Origin of the sequence: Pseudomonas sp. EA_65y_Pfl1_P113 (genome assembly GCF_963970525.1) — a bacterium.
In the GTDB taxonomy this organism is placed as follows: domain Bacteria; phylum Pseudomonadota; class Gammaproteobacteria; order Pseudomonadales; family Pseudomonadaceae; genus Aquipseudomonas; species Aquipseudomonas tritici.
Genome location: NZ_CAXAQM010000008.1, coordinates 76,472 through 94,340 on the forward strand (window position 1 = coordinate 76,472; position 17,869 = coordinate 94,340).

The window sequence follows — 17,869 nt, forward strand, 5'->3', positions numbered from 1 at the left end:
GCAATTATGAAAGTTTGTACATATTTGCGCATATTTCGAGGGTTTTTTCGGTGCAAGCAGCGCACTAAAAAAGACCAACCGAGGCGTCTGGCGCACTCGGTTGGGGCGTTGCTGTTACTTATCTAGACTCACGCCATAGAACGGCGTCAACCCGAAGGGGCTGATCTTGAAGTCTTTGACTTCCTTGCGCATGGGTTGGAAAACCGTCGAATTCGCGATAGGTGTTATAGGTACTTGTTCCTTAAGGATTTTCTGTGCCTGTTGATACCACTTGATGCGCTGCTCGCGGTCATTGCTGATCTTGGCTTGTTGAACGAGTTTGTCGTACGCCGGGTTACACCATTTAGCGTAGTTGCTGCCCTTGACCGCGGCACAACTGTAGAGCACGCCAAGCCAGTTATCCGGGTCGCCATTGTCGCCCGTCCAGCCATAAATCATCGCGTCGTGCTCGCCGTTTTTGGCGCGCTTGATGTATTCGCCCCATTCATAGCTGACGATGTTGGCCTTGATGCCAATTTTTGCCCAATCCTGTTGAATCATTTGGGCCGACATGCGCGCATTCGGATTGGACGCGCGCTGGACGGTCATTGCCCACAGGTTGATGGTGGTACCTGGTGCAACCCCTGCTTCTTTTAGTAGCGCTTTAGCCTGGGTCGGGTCGTAGGGCGCGTCCTTGATCGCGGGGTCATAAGACCACTGCGCAGGTGGGAGTGCATTCTGCGCCAATTGCCCGGCGCTCTGGTACACGGCTTTGATAATCGCGGGCTTGTCGATCGCCATGTCCAGGGCCTGGCGCACCTTGAGCTGGTCAAGCGGCGGATGGGTCACGTTGTAGGCCAAAAAGCCCAAGTTGAAACCGGCTTGCTGCAGCACGCGCAAGTTCGGGTCCTGCTTCATCACTTCGATGTCGGCGGGGCGTGGATAGCCGCTGACCTGACATTCGCCGGCCTTGAGCTTTTGCAGGCGTGACGCGGCATCCGGGGTAATGGCGAACACGAGGTTGTCGAGTTTCACATCTTCGGGCTTCCAGTACTGTTTGTTGGCCACGTAGCGGATCTGCGAATCCTTCTGGTAGCGCTTGAACACAAACGGCCCAGTGCCCACCGGCCTCTGGTTGATGTCGGAGGCTGTGCCTTGTTTGAGCAGTTGCGCGGCGTACTCGGCGGATTGCACTGAAGCGAAGCTCATGGCCAGGTTCTGCACGAACGACGCATCGACGTTGTTCAGGTTGAAGCGCAAGGTGTGTTCGTCGAGTTTGTCGACGCTCTTGATCGTGGTGTTCAAGCCCATGTCGGTGAAGTAAGGCGACTCGGAAGGGTAGGCCTTGCGGAACGGGCTTTCGGCATCCAGCAGGCGATTGAAGGTGAACAGCACGTCATCCGCGTTGAAGTCGCGGGTAGGCGTGAAGAAATCCGTGGTGTGGAACTTGACGCCATCGCGCAGGTGGAAGGTATACGTCAGGCCGTCCTTGGAAACATCCCAACTTGTCGCCAGGCCAGGTTCGACTTCGGTGCCACCGCGCTTGAACTGGGTCAGGCGGTTGAACACGGTTTCGGCAGATGCATCAAAATCGGTGCCGCTGGTGTACTGGCTGGGATCAAAACCGGCGGGGCTGGCTTCGGAGCAGTAGACCAGGGTGCTGGCCGCCTCGGCCAACGGCATAAAGGCCAGCAGGCCTGCGGCGAGGAGGAGCGGTGTTAAGGCGATTCTTTCCATGGAGACCCCTGAAGTGACAGGCATACATAAGCTGCCCAAACGAAAACGGCGTCACCGAGGGTAACGCCGTTCAGGTTTGTCAGGTAGGGGTCACTGCATCTGCACTTCGATCACGCCATCGGCACTCATGGTCACTTGGCTGGTGCCGGCTTCGACCTCCGGTGTCGGTGCCGAATCGGCCATCGCTGCCTTCATCATCATGCCGCCACGGGCATAAGGCGTTGGGTAGCCGTTGGTGTTGAAGTTCAAGTTGACGATCTTGTAGCCCTTGCCGCCCAATGCATCGGTGGCCAGTTGCGCGCGAGCCTTGAAGGCGGCAACCGCATCCTTGAGCAGTGCATCTTCACTGGACTTGCGCGTGGCGTCGGCGATGGCGAAGTCCATGCTGTCCATTTTCAGGGTGGTCAGCAGTTCGCCGGTGAGCTTGGACAGCGCCGGGAAGTCCGCGCTTTCCAGGCGCAGTTCGGCACGCTCACGCCAGCCGGTGATCTTCTGGTTCTTGTTGTCGTAGATCGGGTAGCTGTTACGGCTGCCTTGGCGCAGGGTCACGGCTTTGACTTCGCGGGCCTGGCCGAGGGCCTTGTTCATCGTTTCAGTGATTTCGGCGGCGAGTTTGGCCGGGTCGCTGTTCTGGGATTCTGTGTACAGCGTGACGATCATCTTGTCGCGGGCCACTTCCTGGCTGGCCTCGGCGCGCAGGGAGATCTGGTTGTAATGCAGCTCATCGGCAGCCAGGGCCGGAAGGCTGGCCAGGGCGCTGACGCTGAGCGTGATAACGGCTGCACTGCGAGTGAAACGAGACATGAAAGCTCCTTGGGATGTTCGTGTTCGGTAAGACTGTAGACGATGGCGTTGGGTTCTTCGGGTTTAGGAATTAGAAAAAAAACAGCTGCAAGTTTCAAGCGGCGGCGCCCACTGCGTCAAAGAGCCACACACCCAATGCCCAAGGCGCCGCTTCGTTTATACTCCTGCCGATCCGCCTGCAGCGCTCACCGGGAGAGCTCATGCTCGCCGCCGTAAAACTGACTTCCGCCACCCGCCAGAACCTCTGGCGCCTGACGTTCATACGTACCCTGGTACTGGCCGCACAAGCCGGCTCCGTGGGGCTTGCCTATTGGTTTGACCTGCTGCCACTGCCCTGGCTGCAACTGGGCGTAACCCTCGGGTTTTCCATCGTCCTTTGTGTGTTTACCGCGATCCGCTTGCGTACCACCTGGCCGGTCACCGAGCTGGAATACGCGCTGCAACTGGCCTGCGATCTGTTTATCCACAGTGTGTTGCTGTATTTCTCCGGTGGTTCCACCAACCCGTTTGTGTCTTATTACCTGGTGCCACTGACCATTGCCGCCGTGACCTTGCCGTGGCGCTACTCGGTGGTGCTGTCGGGCATCGCGCTGACCCTGTATACGTTGCTGCTGGCGCAGTTCTACCCGCTGCAAACTTTTCCTATCGCCCGCGAAAACCTGCAAATCTACGGGATGTGGCTGAGTTTTGCCCTGTCTGCTGCGGTCATCACCTTCTTCGCCGCACGCATGGCCGAAGAACTGCGGCGCCAGGAAGAACTGCGCGCCATTCGCCGTGAAGAGGGCCTGCGCGACCAACAACTGCTGGCCGTCGCCACCCAAGCCGCCGGCGCCGCCCATGAATTGGGTACGCCGTTGGCCACCATGAGCGTGCTGCTCAAGGAAATGACCCAAGACCATCACGACCCGGCCCTGCAAGATGACTTGAGCGTGTTGCAGGAGCAGGTCAAGCAGTGCAAGCAGACCTTGCAGCAACTGGTGAGGGCCGCCGAAGCCAATCGCCGCCTGGCGGTGGAGATGCAGGATGTGACCCAGTGGCTCGACGAAGCGCTGAACCGCTGGCACCTGATGCGCCCCGAAGCCAGTTACCGTTTTCATCTGCTGGGGCAGGGCAGCGTGCCGCGCATGGCGCCGCCGCCGGATTTGACCCAGGCCTTGCTCAACCTGCTGAACAACGCCGCCGACGCCTGCCCCGAAGGCCTGGGCGTACAGTTGGATTGGGATGCCGAAAACGTGACCATCAGTATTCGTGACCACGGTGCAGGTGTGCCGCTGGCGATTGCCGAGCAGATCGGTAAACCGTTCTTTACCACCAAGGGCAAAGGCTTCGGCCTCGGCCTGTTTTTGAGCAAGGCCAGCGTGACCCGCGCGGGCGGCTCAGTGAAACTCTATAGTCATGAGGAAGGCGGTACGCTCACCGAGCTGCGCCTGCCCCGTGTCGCACGAGGAGATATCGATGAGTGACGAGATCCAAGTCGAAGGCGAAGAACTGCCGCACCTGTTGCTGGTAGATGACGACGCCACCTTTACCCGCGTGATGGCGCGCGCCATGAGCCGTCGTGGTTTCCGCGTCAGCACCGCAGGTTCCGCCGAAGAGGGCCTGATCATCGCCCAGGCCGACTTGCCGGACTACGCTGCGCTTGACCTGAAAATGGACGGTGACTCCGGCCTGGTGCTGTTGCCCAAGCTGCTGGAGCTCGACCCGGAAATGCGTGTGGTGATCCTCACCGGCTACTCCAGCATTGCCACTGCCGTCGAAGCCATCAAGCGCGGCGCGTGCAACTACCTGTGCAAGCCGGCAGACGCTGACGACGTACTGGCCGCCTTGCTGTCCGAGCACGCTGACCTCGACACCCTGGTGCCGGAAAATCCGATGTCGGTGGACCGCTTGCAGTGGGAGCACATCCAGCGCGTGCTGACCGAGCACGAAGGCAATATATCCGCCACTGCCCGTGCCCTGGGCATGCATCGCCGCACCTTGCAGCGTAAGTTGCAGAAGCGCCCGGTACGTCGCTGAACCTAAGCTGAACAGTCTGCTTCAGGCCGCACAGAGCCCTGAACCGATCACTTATGATCGGTTCATACGCCTGTGACCTTATCCCTACCGAGCCTGAACGATGAATCAGAACGCTGAGTACTCCGCGGTCAACGACGCGGTGCGTGGGCAATTTTTACGGCGGGTGTGGGGGCTGATCACGCCTTATTGGCGCAGTGAAGAGAAGGGCAAAGCCTGGCTGCTGCTGTTGGTGGTGCTGGGGCTTTCGCTGTTCAGCGTCGCCGTGTCGGTATGGTTCAACAGCTGGAACCGCGATTTCTATAACGCCCTGGAGCACAAGGACTACGACGCCTTCACCCATCTGCTGATGTACTTCAGCGTGATTGCGGTAGTAGCAATCGTGACCGGTGTGTTCACCTCCTATTTGCAACAGATGCTCACCATCCGCTGGCGCCGCTGGCTGACGGAAACCTACTTTGCCCAATGGCTGAGCCACAAGAATTACTACCATCTGGAATACGGCGGCTACACCGATAACCCCGACCAGCGTATCTCCGAAGACCTCAACGCCTTTACCAGCAGCACCCTCAACCTGGGGCTGGGTTTTATCAGCAACCTGGTGAGCCTGGTGTCGTTCTCGGTGATTCTGTGGGGCGTGTCCGGCAGTATCGAAGTGTGGGGCATCACTATTCCCGGCTACATGTTCTGGGCGGCGCTGGTTTACGCGGTGGTCGGCAGTTGGTTGACCCACTTGATTGGTCGAAAACTGATCGGCCTGAGCAACCGTCAACAACGGTTTGAGGCCGACTTGCGTTTCAGCCTGGTGCGGGTGCGCGAAAACGCGGAAAGCATCGCGCTGATCAATGGCGAGCGCAACGAACACCAGCAATTGAGTGCGCGTTTCGGGCGGGTGTGGAGCAATTTCTGGAGCATCATGCAGCTCAAGAAGCGCCTGAATTTCTTTACCAGTGGTTACTCCCAGATCGCGATCATCTTTCCCTTTGTGGTCGCGGCGCCGCGTTATTTTTCCGGCAAAATCGAACTGGGCGTACTGATGCAGGTGGCCCAGGCGTTTGGCAGTGTTCAGGGCAGCCTCAGTTGGTTTGTCGACGCCTATACGATGCTGGCCAGTTGGCGCGCCACCTGTGATCGTCTGCTGAGTTTCGGCCAGGCCATGCAAGACAACGAAAACCGCACCATGGGCATTGGCTTGCAATATCAAGGCGGTGATTTGCAGGTCGAGGACCTGAGCCTGGACCTCGCCGACGGCCGTCATTTGCTGCAGGGCGCCGACCTGACCGTCGCCGAGGGTGAGCGCTTGATGCTCAGCGGTCGTTCCGGCAGCGGCAAGTCGACCTTGCTGCGGGCCATGGGCAACCTGTGGCCCAACGGCCACGGTAATATTCGCCTGCCGGCCGAGCGCTATCTGTTCCTACCGCAAAAACCGTACTTGCCGATTGGCACGCTGAAGGCGGTGTTGAGTTATCCACAGGACGACAGCGTCTACCCGGCAGAACGTTATGCACAGGCCCTCGAGACGTGCCGTCTACCCCATCTGGTTGCTCGTCTGGACGACGCCAACCACTGGCAGCGCATGCTCTCACCGGGCGAGCAGCAGCGCCTGGCCTTCGCCCGTGCGTTGTTGTATGCGCCGCAATGGCTGTACATGGATGAGGCGACCTCGGCTATGGATGAAGAGGATGAGGCAACGCTGTATCAAGCGTTGATTGATGAGCTGCCGGGGCTGAGCATTGTCAGTGTGGGGCATCGCAGCAGCCTCAAGCGTTTCCATGGGCGGCATGTGCGGATCGAGGGTGGGCGGTTGCAAGAACAACCATTGGCGTAAGGTCAAACTCGGTCAATGTGGGAGTCGGCTTGCTCGCCAATACGGTCTATCCGTTACCGATGTGCTGACTGACCCACCGCTGTCGCGAGCAAGCCCGCACATTTGATTGATGTTGTTTGTGAGACTCACAAAAAAGCCCGGCTGATCATCGATCAGCCGGGCTTTTTGTTGCTTGAAGACGAGTTACTTCTTCAAGCCGTAATGCTCATCCAGCATGCCAGGGGCGTTCGGCGTTTTTGGCGCGTAGTCCCGTGGAGGCTCCTGGTTTTCCCGTGGCGGGGTCAGGCGCTCCCGCGGCGCTTGAGGTGCATCGGAATGCAACGCGGCCAGCAGACGCTGACGGGTAATGTCGTCAAGGGCCAGGCGGTTGGCACCATCGGCGAGGTGGTCCTGTACATCCTGGTAGCTCTGGGTGAGCTTCTTGACCAGGGTCGCGGTGCTGTTGAAGTGGGTAACCACCTCATTCTGATAACTGTCAAAACGTTCCTGAATGTCATCCAACTGACGCTGCGTGCGGTTAGGCGCGGCATTCGGCAGCAGGCGAGCAACCAGGAATCCAATGGCGACACCGGCAACCAGGGCAAGAGTCGGCAACAACCAAACTAAGAGCGAGTGTTCCACGAGTCCTTCCTCTATAAACGGCTTTGCTTTACGTTAACGGCTCAAACCTGCGCTGTATACCGCGATTAAGCTCGCAATGATGCCAAGCACAGACTTTTAGCTAGACGAGTCGACCCATTGAGAGGTCACGGAGTTCATCTCTTGCTCATGCGTGAAACCCCCGTTTTGATCGATGGCCCGGTAGGCCAATTGGAAGCCCTGTACCTGGATCACCCCGAGCCGCGTGGCCTGGCGTTGATCTGCCACCCTAACCCGGTGCAGGGTGGGACCATGCTTAATAAAGTTGTGTCGACCCTGCAGCGCACTGCCCGCGATGCTGGATTGATTACTTTGCGTTTCAATTACCGTGGTGTCGGCGCAAGTGCCGGCATCCACGACATGAGCACCGGTGAAGTGGACGATGCCGAAGCGGCCGCCGCTTGGCTGCGGGAAAAACACCCCGAGCTGCCGATCACCTTGCTCGGTTTTTCCTTCGGTGGCTACGTCGCTGCCAGCCTCGGCGGCCGCCTTGAAGCCAAGGGCGAAAAACTGTCACATCTGTTCATGGTGGCCGCTGCGGTGATGCGCTTGAGCGATAACGACCTGCTGCCCCTGGGGTGCCCATTGACCCTGATCCAGCCTGAAACCGATGAAGTGGTCGACCCACAACTCGTCTACGACTGGTCCGCCGCCTTGAAACGCCCCCATGAGCTGCTGAAAGTGGCAGAATGCGGACACTTTTTTCATGGCAAGCTCACCGATCTCAAGGATCTGGTCCTGCCGCGCCTCTCGAATTGATAGCAGTCTGATAAGCGATTACCCATGACGACTCGTACCCGTATCCTCACCGGCATCACCACCACCGGCACGCCGCACCTGGGCAACTACGCCGGTGCGATCCGCCCGGCGATCCTTGCCAGCCAGGACGCCAATGCCGACTCCTTCTACTTCCTGGCCGACTACCACGCCCTGATCAAATGCGATGACCCACAGCGCATCCAGCGTTCGCGTATGGAAATCGCCGCGACCTGGCTGGCGGGTGGCCTGGATGTAAACCGGGTGACGTTCTATCGCCAGTCGGACATCCCGCAAATCCCCGAGCTGACGTGGCTGCTGACCTGCGTGGCCGCCAAGGGCCTGCTCAACCGCGCCCACGCCTACAAGGCCTCGGTGGACAAAAACGTAGAAACCGGTGAAGACCCGGACGCGGGCATCACCATGGGCCTGTACAGCTACCCGGTGCTGATGGCGGCGGACATCCTGATGTTCAATGCGCACAAAGTGCCCGTCGGCCGTGACCAGATCCAGCACGTGGAAATGGCCCGCGACATCGGCCAGCGCTTCAACCACCTGTTTGGCAACGGCAAAGAATTCTTCACCATGCCTGAGGCGTTGATCGAAGAAAGCGTCGCCACCTTGCCGGGCCTGGACGGCCGCAAGATGTCGAAAAGCTACGACAACACCATTCCGTTGTTCACCAGCGCCAAGGACATGAAGGACGCCATCTCGCGGATCGTCACCGACTCCCGCGCGCCAGGCGAAGCCAAGGACCCGGACAACTCGCACCTGTTCACCTTGTACCAGGCCTTTGCCAGTAAGGCCCAGGAAGAAGAATTCCGCGCCGAGCTGCAACAAGGCCTGGGCTGGGGTGAGGCGAAAAGCCGTCTGTTCCAGCTGCTGGATGGGCAGTTGGGCGAAGCGCGCGAGCGCTACCACGCGCTGATGTCGCGCCCATCGGATATGGAAGACCTGCTGCTGGTTGGCGCCAAAAAGGCCCGTGCCGTGGCGGCGCCGTTCCTCGCCGAGCTGCGTGAAGCAGTTGGCCTGCGTTCGTTTGTCGAGCAAGCTGCGGCGCCGGTCGCTGCGAAGAAGAAAGCCGCAAAAGCCGCGCGCTTTGTGAGCTTTCGCGAAGACGACGGCAGCTTCCGCTTCCGCCTGTTGGCCGCCGATGGCGAGCAATTATTGCTGTCGCGTCATTTCGCCGACGGTAAGGCCGCCGGTGCCGTGACCAAGCAACTGCAAAACGGTGACGCGCTGGATGTGCGCCCTGAGGCCCTGAGCTTCAGCGTATGGCTGGACGGTAGCGCGGTAGCGGACAGCGCCGAGTTCGCCGACGAAGCGTCCCGCGATGCCGCCATCGCCGCGCTGCGCGTCGCGTTGACCCCCCTCGAGGATTAACCCGACCAAGGGTTGATTGCCATTATCCAGGGCCGTCGTTACAGTGACCGCCCGTTTTTGTTGCCTTGCTAACGAAATTATGACGCCCCTAGAACGATATCAAGCTGATTTGAAACGCCCTGAGTTCTTCCATGACGCGGCCCAGGAAACGGCAGTGCGTCATTTGCAGCGCCTGTACGACGACCTGGTCGCGGCCTCGCAAAGCAAGCCAGGTATGTTCAGCAAGCTGTTTGGCAAAAAAGACCACACGCCGGTCAAGGGCCTGTATTTCTGGGGCGGCGTGGGCCGTGGCAAGACCTACCTGGTAGATACGTTCTTCGAAGCACTGCCGTTCAAGGAAAAGGTGCGGACGCACTTCCACCGCTTCATGAAGCGTGTGCACGAAGAGATGAAGACCCTGCCGGGCGAGAAAAACCCGCTGACCATCATCGCCAAGCGCTTTTCTGATGAGGCGCGGGTGATTTGCTTCGATGAATTTTTCGTCTCCGACATCACCGACGCCATGATCCTTGGCACGCTGATGGAAGAACTGTTCAAGAACGGCGTGACGCTGGTCGCCACCTCGAACATCGTGCCTGACGGTTTGTACAAGGACGGTCTGCAGCGCGCACGCTTCCTGCCGGCCATCGCGCTGATCAAGCAGAACACCGAGATCGTCAACGTCGACAGTGGCGTCGACTACCGCCTGCGCCACCTGGAGCAAGCGGAGCTGTTTCACTTCCCGCTGAACGAAGCGGCCCATGAAAGCTTGAAAAAAAGCTTCCGTGCGCTGACGCCGGAATGCACCCAGGCGGTGGAAAACGACAAGCTGATGATCGAGAACCGCGAAATCATCGCATTGCGTACCTGCGATGATGTGGCCTGGTTCGAGTTCCGCCAACTGTGCGACGGCCCGCGTAGCCAGAACGACTACATCGAACTGGGTAAGATCTTCCACGCGGTGATTTTGAGCGGCGTGGAGCAGATGAGCGTGACCACCGACGACATCGCGCGACGCTTTATCAACATGGTCGACGAGTTCTACGACCGTAACGTCAAGCTGATCATTTCGGCGGAAGTCGAGCTGAAGGACCTGTATACCGGCGGTCGTTTGAACTTTGAGTTCCAGCGCACGCTGAGCCGCTTGTTGGAAATGCAGTCCCACGAGTTCCTGTCGCGCGGTCACAAACCTTAAGAGCGATGTAAATCAAATGTGGCCGCGAGCAAGCCCGCGCCCACATTTTTACCGCGTTCAACCTAACTTAGGCCGCCTGCTGGAACTGCTGGCGATACTGGTTCGGCGACAGTTCGGTGTGCTGCCTGAACAGCCGCGCAAAGAAACTCGCATCGTCATAACCCACCTCATAACTGATGGTCTTGATGCTCTTGCGGCTGCCCGAGAGCAGTCCCTTCGCCGTCTCAATCCGCAGCCGCTGCAGGTAATGCAGCGGCTTGTCACCCGTGGCGGTCTGGAAGCGGCGCATGAAATTGCGGATGCTCATGCCGTGTTCCCGTGCCACATCTTCGAAGCGAAATTTGTCTGCGAAATGCTCTTCGAGCCAATGCTGGATCTGCAGGATGATCACGTCCTGGTGCAGCTTCTGCCCGCCAAACCCAATGCGTCCAGGTGCATAGCTGCGCTGCACTTCGTAGAGGATGTCGCGGGCCACGGCCTGGGCGATGTTGGCGCCGCAGAAACGCTCGATCAAGTAGATGTAGAGGTCGCACGCCGAGGTGGTGCCGCCAGCGCAATACAGGTTGTCGGCGTCGGTGAGGTGCTTGTCCTGGTTGAGCTGGACCTTGGGGAAGCGCTCGCTGAAGGCGTTGAAGAAACGCCAGTAGGTGGTCGCCTCCTTGCCGTCGAGCAGGCCGGCTTCCGCCAGCCAGAACACCCCGGTGGCTTCGCCGCACAACACCGCACCGCGGGCATGTTGCTCGCGCAGCCACGGCAGCACTTGAGGGTAGCGCGCACATAAGGCGTCGAAGTCATCCCAGAAGGCCGGTAATACGATGATGTCGGCGTCTTCCAGGCCGCCGTCCACCGGCATGATCACATCACTGAAGCTGCGCACCGATTGCCCGTCGGGGCTGACCAGCCTTGTCTCGAACGCAGGGGTCAGGCCCTGGCCCAGTTGCTTGCCGTAACGCAGGCTGGCGAGGTGGAAGAAATCCTTGGCTTGCATGAGGGTTGAAGCGAATACCCGATCAATGGCCAAAATGCTGATGCGCCGCAACGGCGTGGAGATTTGGTTAGACATAATTTCATTTATTCTTATAGGGGAAAGTGGTCACCAGACGGCTGGATCGTCTTATTTTTTGTCGCATGTGTCCAGTGTCCCGTGATGCCTTCGGGGCATAGTCTCTGTGGGTTCGTCTTTGTCCGACAATCCACGCAGGTGACCCATGATTCCCAGAACCTTGTTCAGCCCGGAACACGAACTCTTCCGCGAAAGCGTGCGTACCTTCCTTGAAAAAGACGCCGCGCCGTTCCATGGGCAATGGGAGAAACAGGGCTACATCGACCGAAATTTGTGGAGCAAAGCGGGGGAGGCGGGGATGCTGTGTTCTCATCTGCCGGAGGAATACGGCGGGCTGGGCGCGGACTTTTTGTACAGCGCGGTGGTGATCGAGGAGATCAGCCGGCTGGGCCTCACTGGCATCGGTTTTTCCCTGCACTCGGATATTGTGGCGCCTTACATCCTGCATTACGGCAGTGAGGCGCTGAAGCACAAGTACCTGCCCAAGTTGATCTCCGGCGAGAGGGTCACGGCTATTGCCATGACTGAACCGGGGGCGGGTTCCGACCTGCAAGGGGTCAAGACCACGGCGGTGCTGGAGGGCGATGAGTATGTGATCAATGGTTCCAAGACCTTCATCACCAACGGCTATCTGGCCGAGTTGGTAATAGTCGTCGCCAAGACCGACCCCAAGGCCGGCGCCAAAGGCATCAGTTTGTTTCTGGTGGAAGCCGACACGCCGGGGTTCGCCAAGGGCAAGCGCCTGGAGAAGGTTGGCATGAAGGCCCAGGACACATCGGAGCTGTTCTTCCAGGACGTGCGTGTGCCCAAGGAAAACCTGTTGGGCCAGGCGGGCATGGGCTTCGCGTACTTGATGCAGGAGTTGCCTCAGGAGCGATTGACGGTGGCGATCGGCGCGCTGTCGTCGGCCGAGGCGGCGTTGGCGTGGACCCTGGAATACACCCGCGAGCGCAAGGCGTTCGGCAAGGCGATTGCGGACTTCCAGAACACCCGCTTCAAGCTGGCGGAGATGGCCACCGAGATTCAGATCGGCCGCGTGTTTGTGGACAAGTGCATGGCGTTGCACCTGGAAGGCAAGCTGGATGTGCCTACGGCAGCGATGGCCAAGTACTGGGCCACGGACTTGCAGTGCAAGGTGCTCGACGAGTGCGTGCAGCTGCACGGCGGCTACGGCTTCATGTGGGAATACCCGATCGCCCGGGCCTGGGCGGATGCGCGGGTGCAGCGGATTTATGCGGGGACCAATGAGATCATGAAGGAAATTATTGCGCGGGCGCTTTGATGATTTTGTAGCGATGCTTAGGGCCTCTTCGCGAGCAAGCCCGCTCCCACATTCAACCGCATTCCAAATGGATGTACTCGGTCAAATGTGGGGGCTGGCTTGCCTGCGATAGCGGTCTACCGGTCTACCGGTCAATCAGGGAGCAGGATTTGGGTGATCCTTTTGAATCGCCTCAATCCCTTCCAGCACCTCCTTCGTGAGCTTCAGATCAGCACTGGCAATGTTGCTGTCCAGCTGCTCCAGGCTTGTCGCCCCGATGATGTTGCTGGTCACAAACGGCTGCTGCGTGACAAACGCCAAGGCCATCTGTGCCGGGTCCAGACCATGCTCCCGAGCCAGCGCCACATAACGACTGCACGCCGCTTCCGACTGCGGGTTGAAGTAGCGGCTGAAGCGGCTGTATTCCGTCAGCCGTGCTTTTGCAGGGCGCGCGCCGTTCTCGTACTTGCCGCTGAGCATACCGAACGCCAGTGGCGAATACGCCAGCAAACCGCACTGCTCACGAATCGCGACTTCCGCCAAACCCACCTCAAAACTGCGGTTGAGCAGGTTGTACGGGTTCTGGATCGACACCGCGCGGCTCCAGCCACGGGCTTCGGCCAGGGCGAGGAATTTCATGGTGCCCCACGGCGTTTCATTGGACAGGCCGATGTGGCGGATCTTGCCGGCTTTCACTTGCTCGTCCAGCGCTTCGAGGGTTTCCTCCAGCGGGGTGAGGTCGTCTTCGTCCTTGTGCTTGTAGCTCAGTTGGCCGAAGAAGTTGGTGCTGCGCTCCGGCCAGTGCAGTTGGTAAAGGTCGATCCAGTCGGTTTGCAGGCGCTTGAGGCTGGCATCCAGGGCTTCAACGATGTGCTTGCGGTTGTGCCGCAGGTGGCCGTCGCGGATGTAATCAATGGTGTTGCCGGGGCCGGCGATCTTGCTGGCAAGGATCCAGTCGGCGCGGTCGCCACGGCTTTTGAAGTAATTACCGATATAACGCTCGGTGGTGGCATAGGTGTCGGCCTTGGGCGGCACCGGGTACATTTCGGCCGTGTCGAGGAAGTTTATCCCCGCGGCCTTGGCTCGCTCGATCTGTGCGAAGGCCTCTGCTTCGCTGTTCTGCTCGCCCCAGGTCATGGTGCCCAAGGCTATCGCGCTCACGTTCAGATCCGTACGGCCCAGCTGTCGATAATCCATCGGGTACTCCTTCAGGGAAAACAATCATAAAAGCAGGTTGAATTTTTTTTCGCAATCTGCATAATTGCCCACCTCTTTCTGCAGTGGAAGTGATGCGCCGTCTGCCGAAGAATCTTGCCGTTGAACGGACGCGCCGACCCGAGCCCCCGATAGCGTCTGTATCCGGCTGCCTTTGACTTGTCAAAGTACGCACTATTCAGTAAGATCCGCCGTCTAATTTACAGGGCGGCCCCTGAGGCTATTAAAGAATGACAACTTTTACTGCAAAACCGGAAACAGTTCAGCGCGACTGGTTTGTCGTCGACGCCGCTGGTCAGACCCTGGGTCGTCTGGCCACTGAAGTCGCCAGCCGTCTGCGTGGCAAGCACAAGCCTGAGTACACCCCTCACGTTGACACCGGTGACTACATCGTGATCATCAACGCTGAGCAGGTACGTGTTACCGGCAACAAAGCGCAAGACAAAATGTACTACCGTCACTCCGGTTTCCCAGGCGGTATCAAGTCTTCGAACTTCGAAGGTCTGATCTCCAAGAAGCCTGAAGCCCCGATCGAAATCGCGGTCAAAGGCATGCTGCCGAAGGGCCCACTGGGTCGCGATATGTTTCGCAAGCTGAAAGTCTATGCGGGCGCTGTACACCCTCATGCTGCTCAGCAGCCCCAAGAACTGAAGTTTTAACGGAATAGTTCATTATGTCGGCGACTCAAAATTACGGCACTGGCCGTCGCAAAACCGCAACCGCACGCGTTTTCCTGCGTCCGGGCACTGGTAACATCTCGATCAACAACCGCACTCTGGAAAACTTCTTCGGTCGCGAAACTGCCCGCATGGTAGTTCGTCAGCCGCTGGAACTGACCGAGACCGTTGAAAAGTTCGACATCTACGTCACCGTTATCGGTGGCGGTGTAAGTGGTCAAGCTGGCGCAATCCGCCACGGTATCACTCGCGCTCTGATGCAGTACGACGAAACCCTGCGTGGCGCTCTGCGCAAAGCAGGCTTCGTGACTCGCGATGCCCGTGAAGTTGAACGTAAGAAAGTCGGTCTGCGTAAAGCGCGTAAGCGTCCGCAGTACTCGAAGCGTTAATTCGCTTTACGTTCCACAAAGCGCCCAGCCTCCTCACGGAGCTGGGCGTTTTTTATTGCCTGCGATTTATGCATAAAAATCGCCGTGACAACTTGCCACATCCGTAGACCCCCTATACTACAAGGCCTGGAGGCGGAGCCCCGGGCAATTCCCTTGTCATACGTGGGGCTTTTCATTACCATTCGGCAAAATTTTTATAAGTTCAGATTTAATACTTAGTAGACGCCTGATTTAACAGGCCAAAAAGCTGATGGGAGAGGACTGAATGAGCAATGACGGCGTGAATGCAGGCCGGCGTCGCTTCTTGGTAGCAGCCACATCCGTGGTGGGTGCTGCAGGAGCGGTGGGGGCTGCGGTCCCGTTCGTGGGGTCATGGTTTCCCAGTGCCAAGGCGAAAGCCGCAGGTGCACCGGTGAAGGTGAATATCAGCAAGATCGAGCCAGGCCAGCAGATGATTGCTGAATGGCGCGGCCAGCCGGTTTTCATTGTTCGTCGTACAGAGGAAATCCTGGGGAATCTCAAGAAGATCGAGGGCCAGTTGTCTGACCCGAAGTCCGAGAAGTCCGACCAACCCGCCTACGCCAAGAACGAAGCACGTTCGATCAAGCCAGAGATCCTGCTGGTGGTTGGTCTGTGCACCCACCTGGGGTGCTCGCCGACCTTCCGCCCGGAAGTCGCTCCTGTGGACCTGGGCAAGGATTGGGTCGGAGGTTATTTCTGCCCCTGCCACGGTTCCCACTACGACCTCGCCGGCCGCGTCTATAAGTCCCAGCCTGCGCCTTTGAACTTGCCGGTTCCTCCGCACGAGTACGAATCTGACGACATCATTGTCATTGGCCTCGATAAGGAGAACGCGTCATGAGTAAGTTCATGGATTGGGTGGATGCGCGCTTCCCCGCCACTAAAATGTGGGAAGACCATCTCAGCAAATATTACGCGCCGAAAAACTTTAACTTCTTCTACTTCTTCGGCTCCCTGGCCCTGCTGGTGCTGGTCAACCAGATCGTCACCGGCGTATGGCTGACCATGAGCTATACGCCGTCGGCGGAGGAAGCGTTTGCTTCCGTCGAATACATCATGCGTGACGTCGAGTACGGCTCGATCCTGCGCCTGCTGCACTCCACGGGCGCGTCGGCGTTCTTTATCGTCGTGTATATGCACATGTTCCGTGGCCTGCTCTACGGCTCGTACCAGAAACCTCGCGAGCTGGTGTGGGTCTTCGGCATGCTGATCTACCTGGCGCTGATGGCCGAAGCCTTCATGGGCTACCTGCTGCCCTGGGGCCAGATGTCGTACTGGGGCGCCCAGGTGATCATCTCGTTGTTCGGCGCGATCCCGGTAATCGGCAACGACCTGACCCAGTGGATTCGCGGTGACTACCTGATCTCTGGTATTACCTTGAACCGCTTCTTTGCGCTGCACGTTGTTGCCCTGCCGATCGTGATTCTCGGCCTGGTAGTGCTGCACATCCTGGCGCTGCACGAAGTGGGTTCCAACAACCCTGATGGCGTGGACATCAAGAAGCACAAGGACGAAAACGGCATCCCGCTGGACGGCATTCCGTTCCACCCTTACTACACCGTCAAAGACATTGTCGGTGTAGTGGTGTTCCTGTTCGTGTTCTGCTCGATCGTGTTCTTTTTCCCGGAGATGGGCGGTTATTTCCTGGAGAAACCTAACTTCGAACAGGCTAACGCCTTCAAGACACCTGAGCACATTGCCCCGGTCTGGTACTTCACGCCGTTCTACGCGATCTTGCGCGCAATCCCCGACAAACTCATGGGCGTGATCGCCATGGGCGCGGCCATTGCGGTGCTGTTCGTGTTGCCTTGGCTCGACCGCAGCCCGGTCAAGTCCATGCGCTACAAGGGCTGGCTGAGCAGGATCTGGCTGTGGGTGTTCTGCATTTCGTTCGTGATCCTGGGTGTGCTGGGCGTATTGGCGCCGACGCCTGAGCGTACGTTGCTGTCGCAGGTCTGCACCTTCCTGTACTTCGCCTACTTCATTCTGATGCCGTTCTATACCCGGCTCGAGAAGACCAAACCGGTTCCGGAAAGGGTGACTGGCTGATGAAAAAGTTATTTGTTGCATTGATGCTTGCGGCCTTGCCGCTACTGTCCTTCGCTGCCGAACACGGCGGCCCGGAGCTGGAAAAAGTCGATATCGACGTCTCGGATAAAGCCGCCCTGCAAGACGGCGCGCGGACGTTCGCCAACTACTGCATGGGCTGTCACAGCGCCAAGTTCCAGCGTTATGAGCGTGTCGCCGATGACCTCGGCATTCCTCATGAAACGATGCTGGAGAAGCTGGTGTTCACCGGTGCCAAGATCGGCGACCACATGAACATCGGCATGAAGCCTGCGGATGCCAAGGCCTGGTTCGGTGCTGCACCGCCTGACCTGACCCTGGTGGCGCGCGTGCGCGGTACCGATTGGCTGTATGGCTACCTGAAATCCTTTTATGAAGACCCGTCGCGCCCTTACCAGGTCAACAACCGCGTGTTCCCGAACGTCGGCATGCCTAACGTTCTGGTCGGCCTGCAAGGCAAGCAAGTGGTAGGATGCAAGCAGATTCAGGTCGTTGAAGACGGCAAGAAGCAATACGATCCGTTGACCGGCACGCCGTTGACTCATGAAGCGTGCGATCAACTGACGATAGAGACTCCAGGTTCCCAGACTGAGGAGCAGTTCGACGGGACGGTCAAGAACCTCGTGACCTTCCTGGCCTACTCTGCCAACCCGGTCAAATTGCAGCATCAGCGCATCGGTACGTATGTGTTGCTGTACCTGGCTTTCTTCTTCGTATTCGCCTATCTGCTCAAACGCGAATACTGGAAGGATGTGCATTGATCCAACCGTAAGCAATTGCTGTTAATCTTGCGCGCCCAGCGGCATCTCTGAACACGTAGCGATCTGGTTGTGCCAGGCGTTATAGAGATGCTCTCTGGGCGC

17 protein-coding genes are annotated in these 17,869 nt (G+C 58.6%); 12 read left to right on the forward strand and 5 right to left on the reverse strand.

Annotation, left to right across the window (positions count from 1 at the left end; genetic code table 11):
• Positions 1 to 114: 114 nt before the first annotated feature.
• Together AACY52_RS10100 and AACY52_RS10105 are read right to left on the reverse strand one after the other, a co-directional pair.
• On the reverse strand, positions 115 to 1,716 hold the full coding sequence (locus AACY52_RS10100) for an ABC transporter substrate-binding protein (protein WP_339560465.1): 1,602 nt from the start codon (positions 1,714 to 1,716) through the stop codon (positions 115 to 117).
• Positions 1,717 to 1,806: 90 nt separating this feature from the next.
• Positions 1,807 to 2,520, reverse strand: coding sequence for an SIMPL domain-containing protein (locus AACY52_RS10105; protein WP_339417447.1), 714 nt, complete (start codon positions 2,518 to 2,520; stop codon positions 1,807 to 1,809).
• Between the two features lie 200 nt (positions 2,521 to 2,720).
• Here AACY52_RS10105 and AACY52_RS10110 point away from each other — a divergent pair, with 200 nt between their 5' ends.
• The 3 genes from AACY52_RS10110 to AACY52_RS10120 all read left to right on the forward strand — a co-directional run bounded on the left by AACY52_RS10110 (position 2,721) and on the right by AACY52_RS10120 (position 6,361).
• On the forward strand, positions 2,721 to 3,983 hold the full coding sequence (locus AACY52_RS10110) for an ATP-binding protein (protein ID WP_314569373.1): 1,263 nt from the start codon (positions 2,721 to 2,723) through the stop codon (positions 3,981 to 3,983).
• On the forward strand, positions 3,976 to 4,536 hold the full coding sequence (locus tag AACY52_RS10115) for a response regulator transcription factor (RefSeq protein ID WP_339417449.1): 561 nt from the start codon (positions 3,976 to 3,978) through the stop codon (positions 4,534 to 4,536). The genes AACY52_RS10110 and AACY52_RS10115 overlap by 8 nt, the downstream gene beginning before the upstream one ends.
• A gap of 100 nt (positions 4,537 to 4,636) precedes the next feature.
• Positions 4,637 to 6,361 (forward strand): ABC transporter ATP-binding protein/permease, encoded by a 1,725-nt coding sequence (locus AACY52_RS10120; protein ID WP_339437879.1) that lies wholly within the window; start codon positions 4,637 to 4,639, stop codon positions 6,359 to 6,361.
• Between the two features lie 183 nt (positions 6,362 to 6,544).
• On the opposite strand, the gene AACY52_RS10125 is transcribed toward AACY52_RS10120, so the two are convergent.
• A complete protein-coding gene (locus AACY52_RS10125) occupies positions 6,545 to 6,982 on the reverse strand; it encodes a YhcB family protein (RefSeq protein ID WP_004372274.1) in 438 nt (145 codons plus the stop codon).
• Positions 6,983 to 7,129: 147 nt separating this feature from the next.
• On the opposite strand from AACY52_RS10125, the gene AACY52_RS10130 reads away from it, so the two are divergent.
• From AACY52_RS10130 to zapE, 3 genes are all read left to right on the forward strand, one after another.
• Positions 7,130 to 7,759 carry an alpha/beta fold hydrolase gene (locus tag AACY52_RS10130; protein WP_339560466.1) on the forward strand — a complete coding sequence of 210 codons (630 nt, stop codon included), beginning with the start codon at positions 7,130 to 7,132 and terminating at the stop codon, positions 7,757 to 7,759.
• Between the two features lie 24 nt (positions 7,760 to 7,783).
• Positions 7,784 to 9,139, forward strand: a complete 1,356-nt coding sequence (locus AACY52_RS10135) for a tryptophan--tRNA ligase (RefSeq protein ID WP_339417452.1) — start codon at positions 7,784 to 7,786, stop codon at positions 9,137 to 9,139.
• Positions 9,140 to 9,218: 79 nt separating this feature from the next.
• Positions 9,219 to 10,313, forward strand: a complete 1,095-nt coding sequence (zapE, locus tag AACY52_RS10140; RefSeq protein ID WP_012722199.1) for a cell division protein ZapE — start codon at positions 9,219 to 9,221, stop codon at positions 10,311 to 10,313.
• 67 nt (positions 10,314 to 10,380) lie between these two features.
• Here the strand turns inward: zapE and AACY52_RS10145 are convergent, their stop codons facing one another.
• Positions 10,381 to 11,301, reverse strand: coding sequence for a GlxA family transcriptional regulator (locus AACY52_RS10145; RefSeq protein WP_175405787.1), 921 nt, complete (start codon positions 11,299 to 11,301; stop codon positions 10,381 to 10,383).
• Positions 11,302 to 11,521: 220 nt separating this feature from the next.
• Between AACY52_RS10145 and AACY52_RS10150 the strand changes: the two genes are divergently transcribed.
• Positions 11,522 to 12,658: an acyl-CoA dehydrogenase family protein gene (locus AACY52_RS10150; RefSeq protein ID WP_339417454.1), complete on the forward strand. Its 1,137-nt coding sequence runs from the start codon at positions 11,522 to 11,524 to the stop codon at positions 12,656 to 12,658.
• A 135-nt stretch (positions 12,659 to 12,793) separates the two neighbouring features.
• Here AACY52_RS10150 and AACY52_RS10155 read toward each other — a convergent pair whose 3' ends face one another.
• Positions 12,794 to 13,834: an NADP(H)-dependent aldo-keto reductase gene (locus AACY52_RS10155; RefSeq protein WP_339417456.1), complete on the reverse strand. Its 1,041-nt coding sequence runs from the start codon at positions 13,832 to 13,834 to the stop codon at positions 12,794 to 12,796.
• Between the two features lie 248 nt (positions 13,835 to 14,082).
• Here AACY52_RS10155 and rplM point away from each other — a divergent pair, with 248 nt between their 5' ends.
• From rplM to AACY52_RS10180, 5 genes are all read left to right on the forward strand, one after another.
• Positions 14,083 to 14,511, forward strand: a complete 429-nt coding sequence (gene rplM / locus AACY52_RS10160; protein ID WP_003171742.1) for a 50S ribosomal protein L13 — start codon at positions 14,083 to 14,085, stop codon at positions 14,509 to 14,511.
• A gap of 14 nt (positions 14,512 to 14,525) precedes the next feature.
• Positions 14,526 to 14,918, forward strand: a complete 393-nt coding sequence (gene rpsI / locus AACY52_RS10165; protein WP_003216038.1) for a 30S ribosomal protein S9 — start codon at positions 14,526 to 14,528, stop codon at positions 14,916 to 14,918.
• A gap of 265 nt (positions 14,919 to 15,183) precedes the next feature.
• Positions 15,184 to 15,780, forward strand: coding sequence for a ubiquinol-cytochrome c reductase iron-sulfur subunit (gene petA / locus AACY52_RS10170; protein WP_339417458.1), 597 nt, complete (start codon positions 15,184 to 15,186; stop codon positions 15,778 to 15,780).
• Positions 15,777 to 16,988, forward strand: coding sequence for a cytochrome bc complex cytochrome b subunit (locus AACY52_RS10175; RefSeq protein WP_339417459.1), 1,212 nt, complete (start codon positions 15,777 to 15,779; stop codon positions 16,986 to 16,988). The genes petA and AACY52_RS10175 overlap by 4 nt, the downstream gene beginning before the upstream one ends.
• Positions 16,988 to 17,767: a cytochrome c1 gene (locus tag AACY52_RS10180; RefSeq protein ID WP_339417460.1), complete on the forward strand. Its 780-nt coding sequence runs from the start codon at positions 16,988 to 16,990 to the stop codon at positions 17,765 to 17,767. The genes AACY52_RS10175 and AACY52_RS10180 overlap by 1 nt, the downstream gene beginning before the upstream one ends.
• Positions 17,768 to 17,869: the final 102 nt, after the last annotated feature.

Excerpts from the sequence above, each read along its gene's own strand:
- zapE (WP_012722199.1), top strand. The coding sequence starts at position 9,219 with ATGACGCCCCTAGAACGATATCAAGCTGATTTGAAACGCCCTGAGTTC.
- AACY52_RS10105 (WP_339417447.1), bottom strand. The coding sequence starts at position 2,520 with ATGTCTCGTTTCACTCGCAGTGCAGCCGTTATCACGCTCAGCGTCAGC.
- AACY52_RS10110 (WP_314569373.1), top strand. The coding sequence starts at position 2,721 with ATGCTCGCCGCCGTAAAACTGACTTCCGCCACCCGCCAGAACCTCTGG.
- rplM (WP_003171742.1), top strand. The coding sequence starts at position 14,083 with ATGACAACTTTTACTGCAAAACCGGAAACAGTTCAGCGCGACTGGTTT.
- AACY52_RS10145 (WP_175405787.1), bottom strand. The coding sequence starts at position 11,301 with ATGCAAGCCAAGGATTTCTTCCACCTCGCCAGCCTGCGTTACGGCAAG.
- AACY52_RS10130 (WP_339560466.1), top strand. The coding sequence starts at position 7,130 with ATGCGTGAAACCCCCGTTTTGATCGATGGCCCGGTAGGCCAATTGGAA.
- AACY52_RS10180 (WP_339417460.1), top strand. The coding sequence starts at position 16,988 with ATGAAAAAGTTATTTGTTGCATTGATGCTTGCGGCCTTGCCGCTACTG.
- AACY52_RS10100 (WP_339560465.1), bottom strand. The coding sequence starts at position 1,716 with ATGGAAAGAATCGCCTTAACACCGCTCCTCCTCGCCGCAGGCCTGCTG.
- AACY52_RS10115 (WP_339417449.1), top strand. The coding sequence starts at position 3,976 with ATGAGTGACGAGATCCAAGTCGAAGGCGAAGAACTGCCGCACCTGTTG.
- AACY52_RS10155 (WP_339417456.1), bottom strand. The coding sequence starts at position 13,834 with ATGGATTATCGACAGCTGGGCCGTACGGATCTGAACGTGAGCGCGATA.
- AACY52_RS10135 (WP_339417452.1), top strand. The coding sequence starts at position 7,784 with ATGACGACTCGTACCCGTATCCTCACCGGCATCACCACCACCGGCACG.
- AACY52_RS10150 (WP_339417454.1), top strand. The coding sequence starts at position 11,522 with ATGATTCCCAGAACCTTGTTCAGCCCGGAACACGAACTCTTCCGCGAA.
- rpsI (WP_003216038.1), top strand. The coding sequence starts at position 14,526 with ATGTCGGCGACTCAAAATTACGGCACTGGCCGTCGCAAAACCGCAACC.
- petA (WP_339417458.1), top strand. The coding sequence starts at position 15,184 with ATGAGCAATGACGGCGTGAATGCAGGCCGGCGTCGCTTCTTGGTAGCA.
- AACY52_RS10175 (WP_339417459.1), top strand. The coding sequence starts at position 15,777 with ATGAGTAAGTTCATGGATTGGGTGGATGCGCGCTTCCCCGCCACTAAA.
- AACY52_RS10120 (WP_339437879.1), top strand. The coding sequence starts at position 4,637 with ATGAATCAGAACGCTGAGTACTCCGCGGTCAACGACGCGGTGCGTGGG.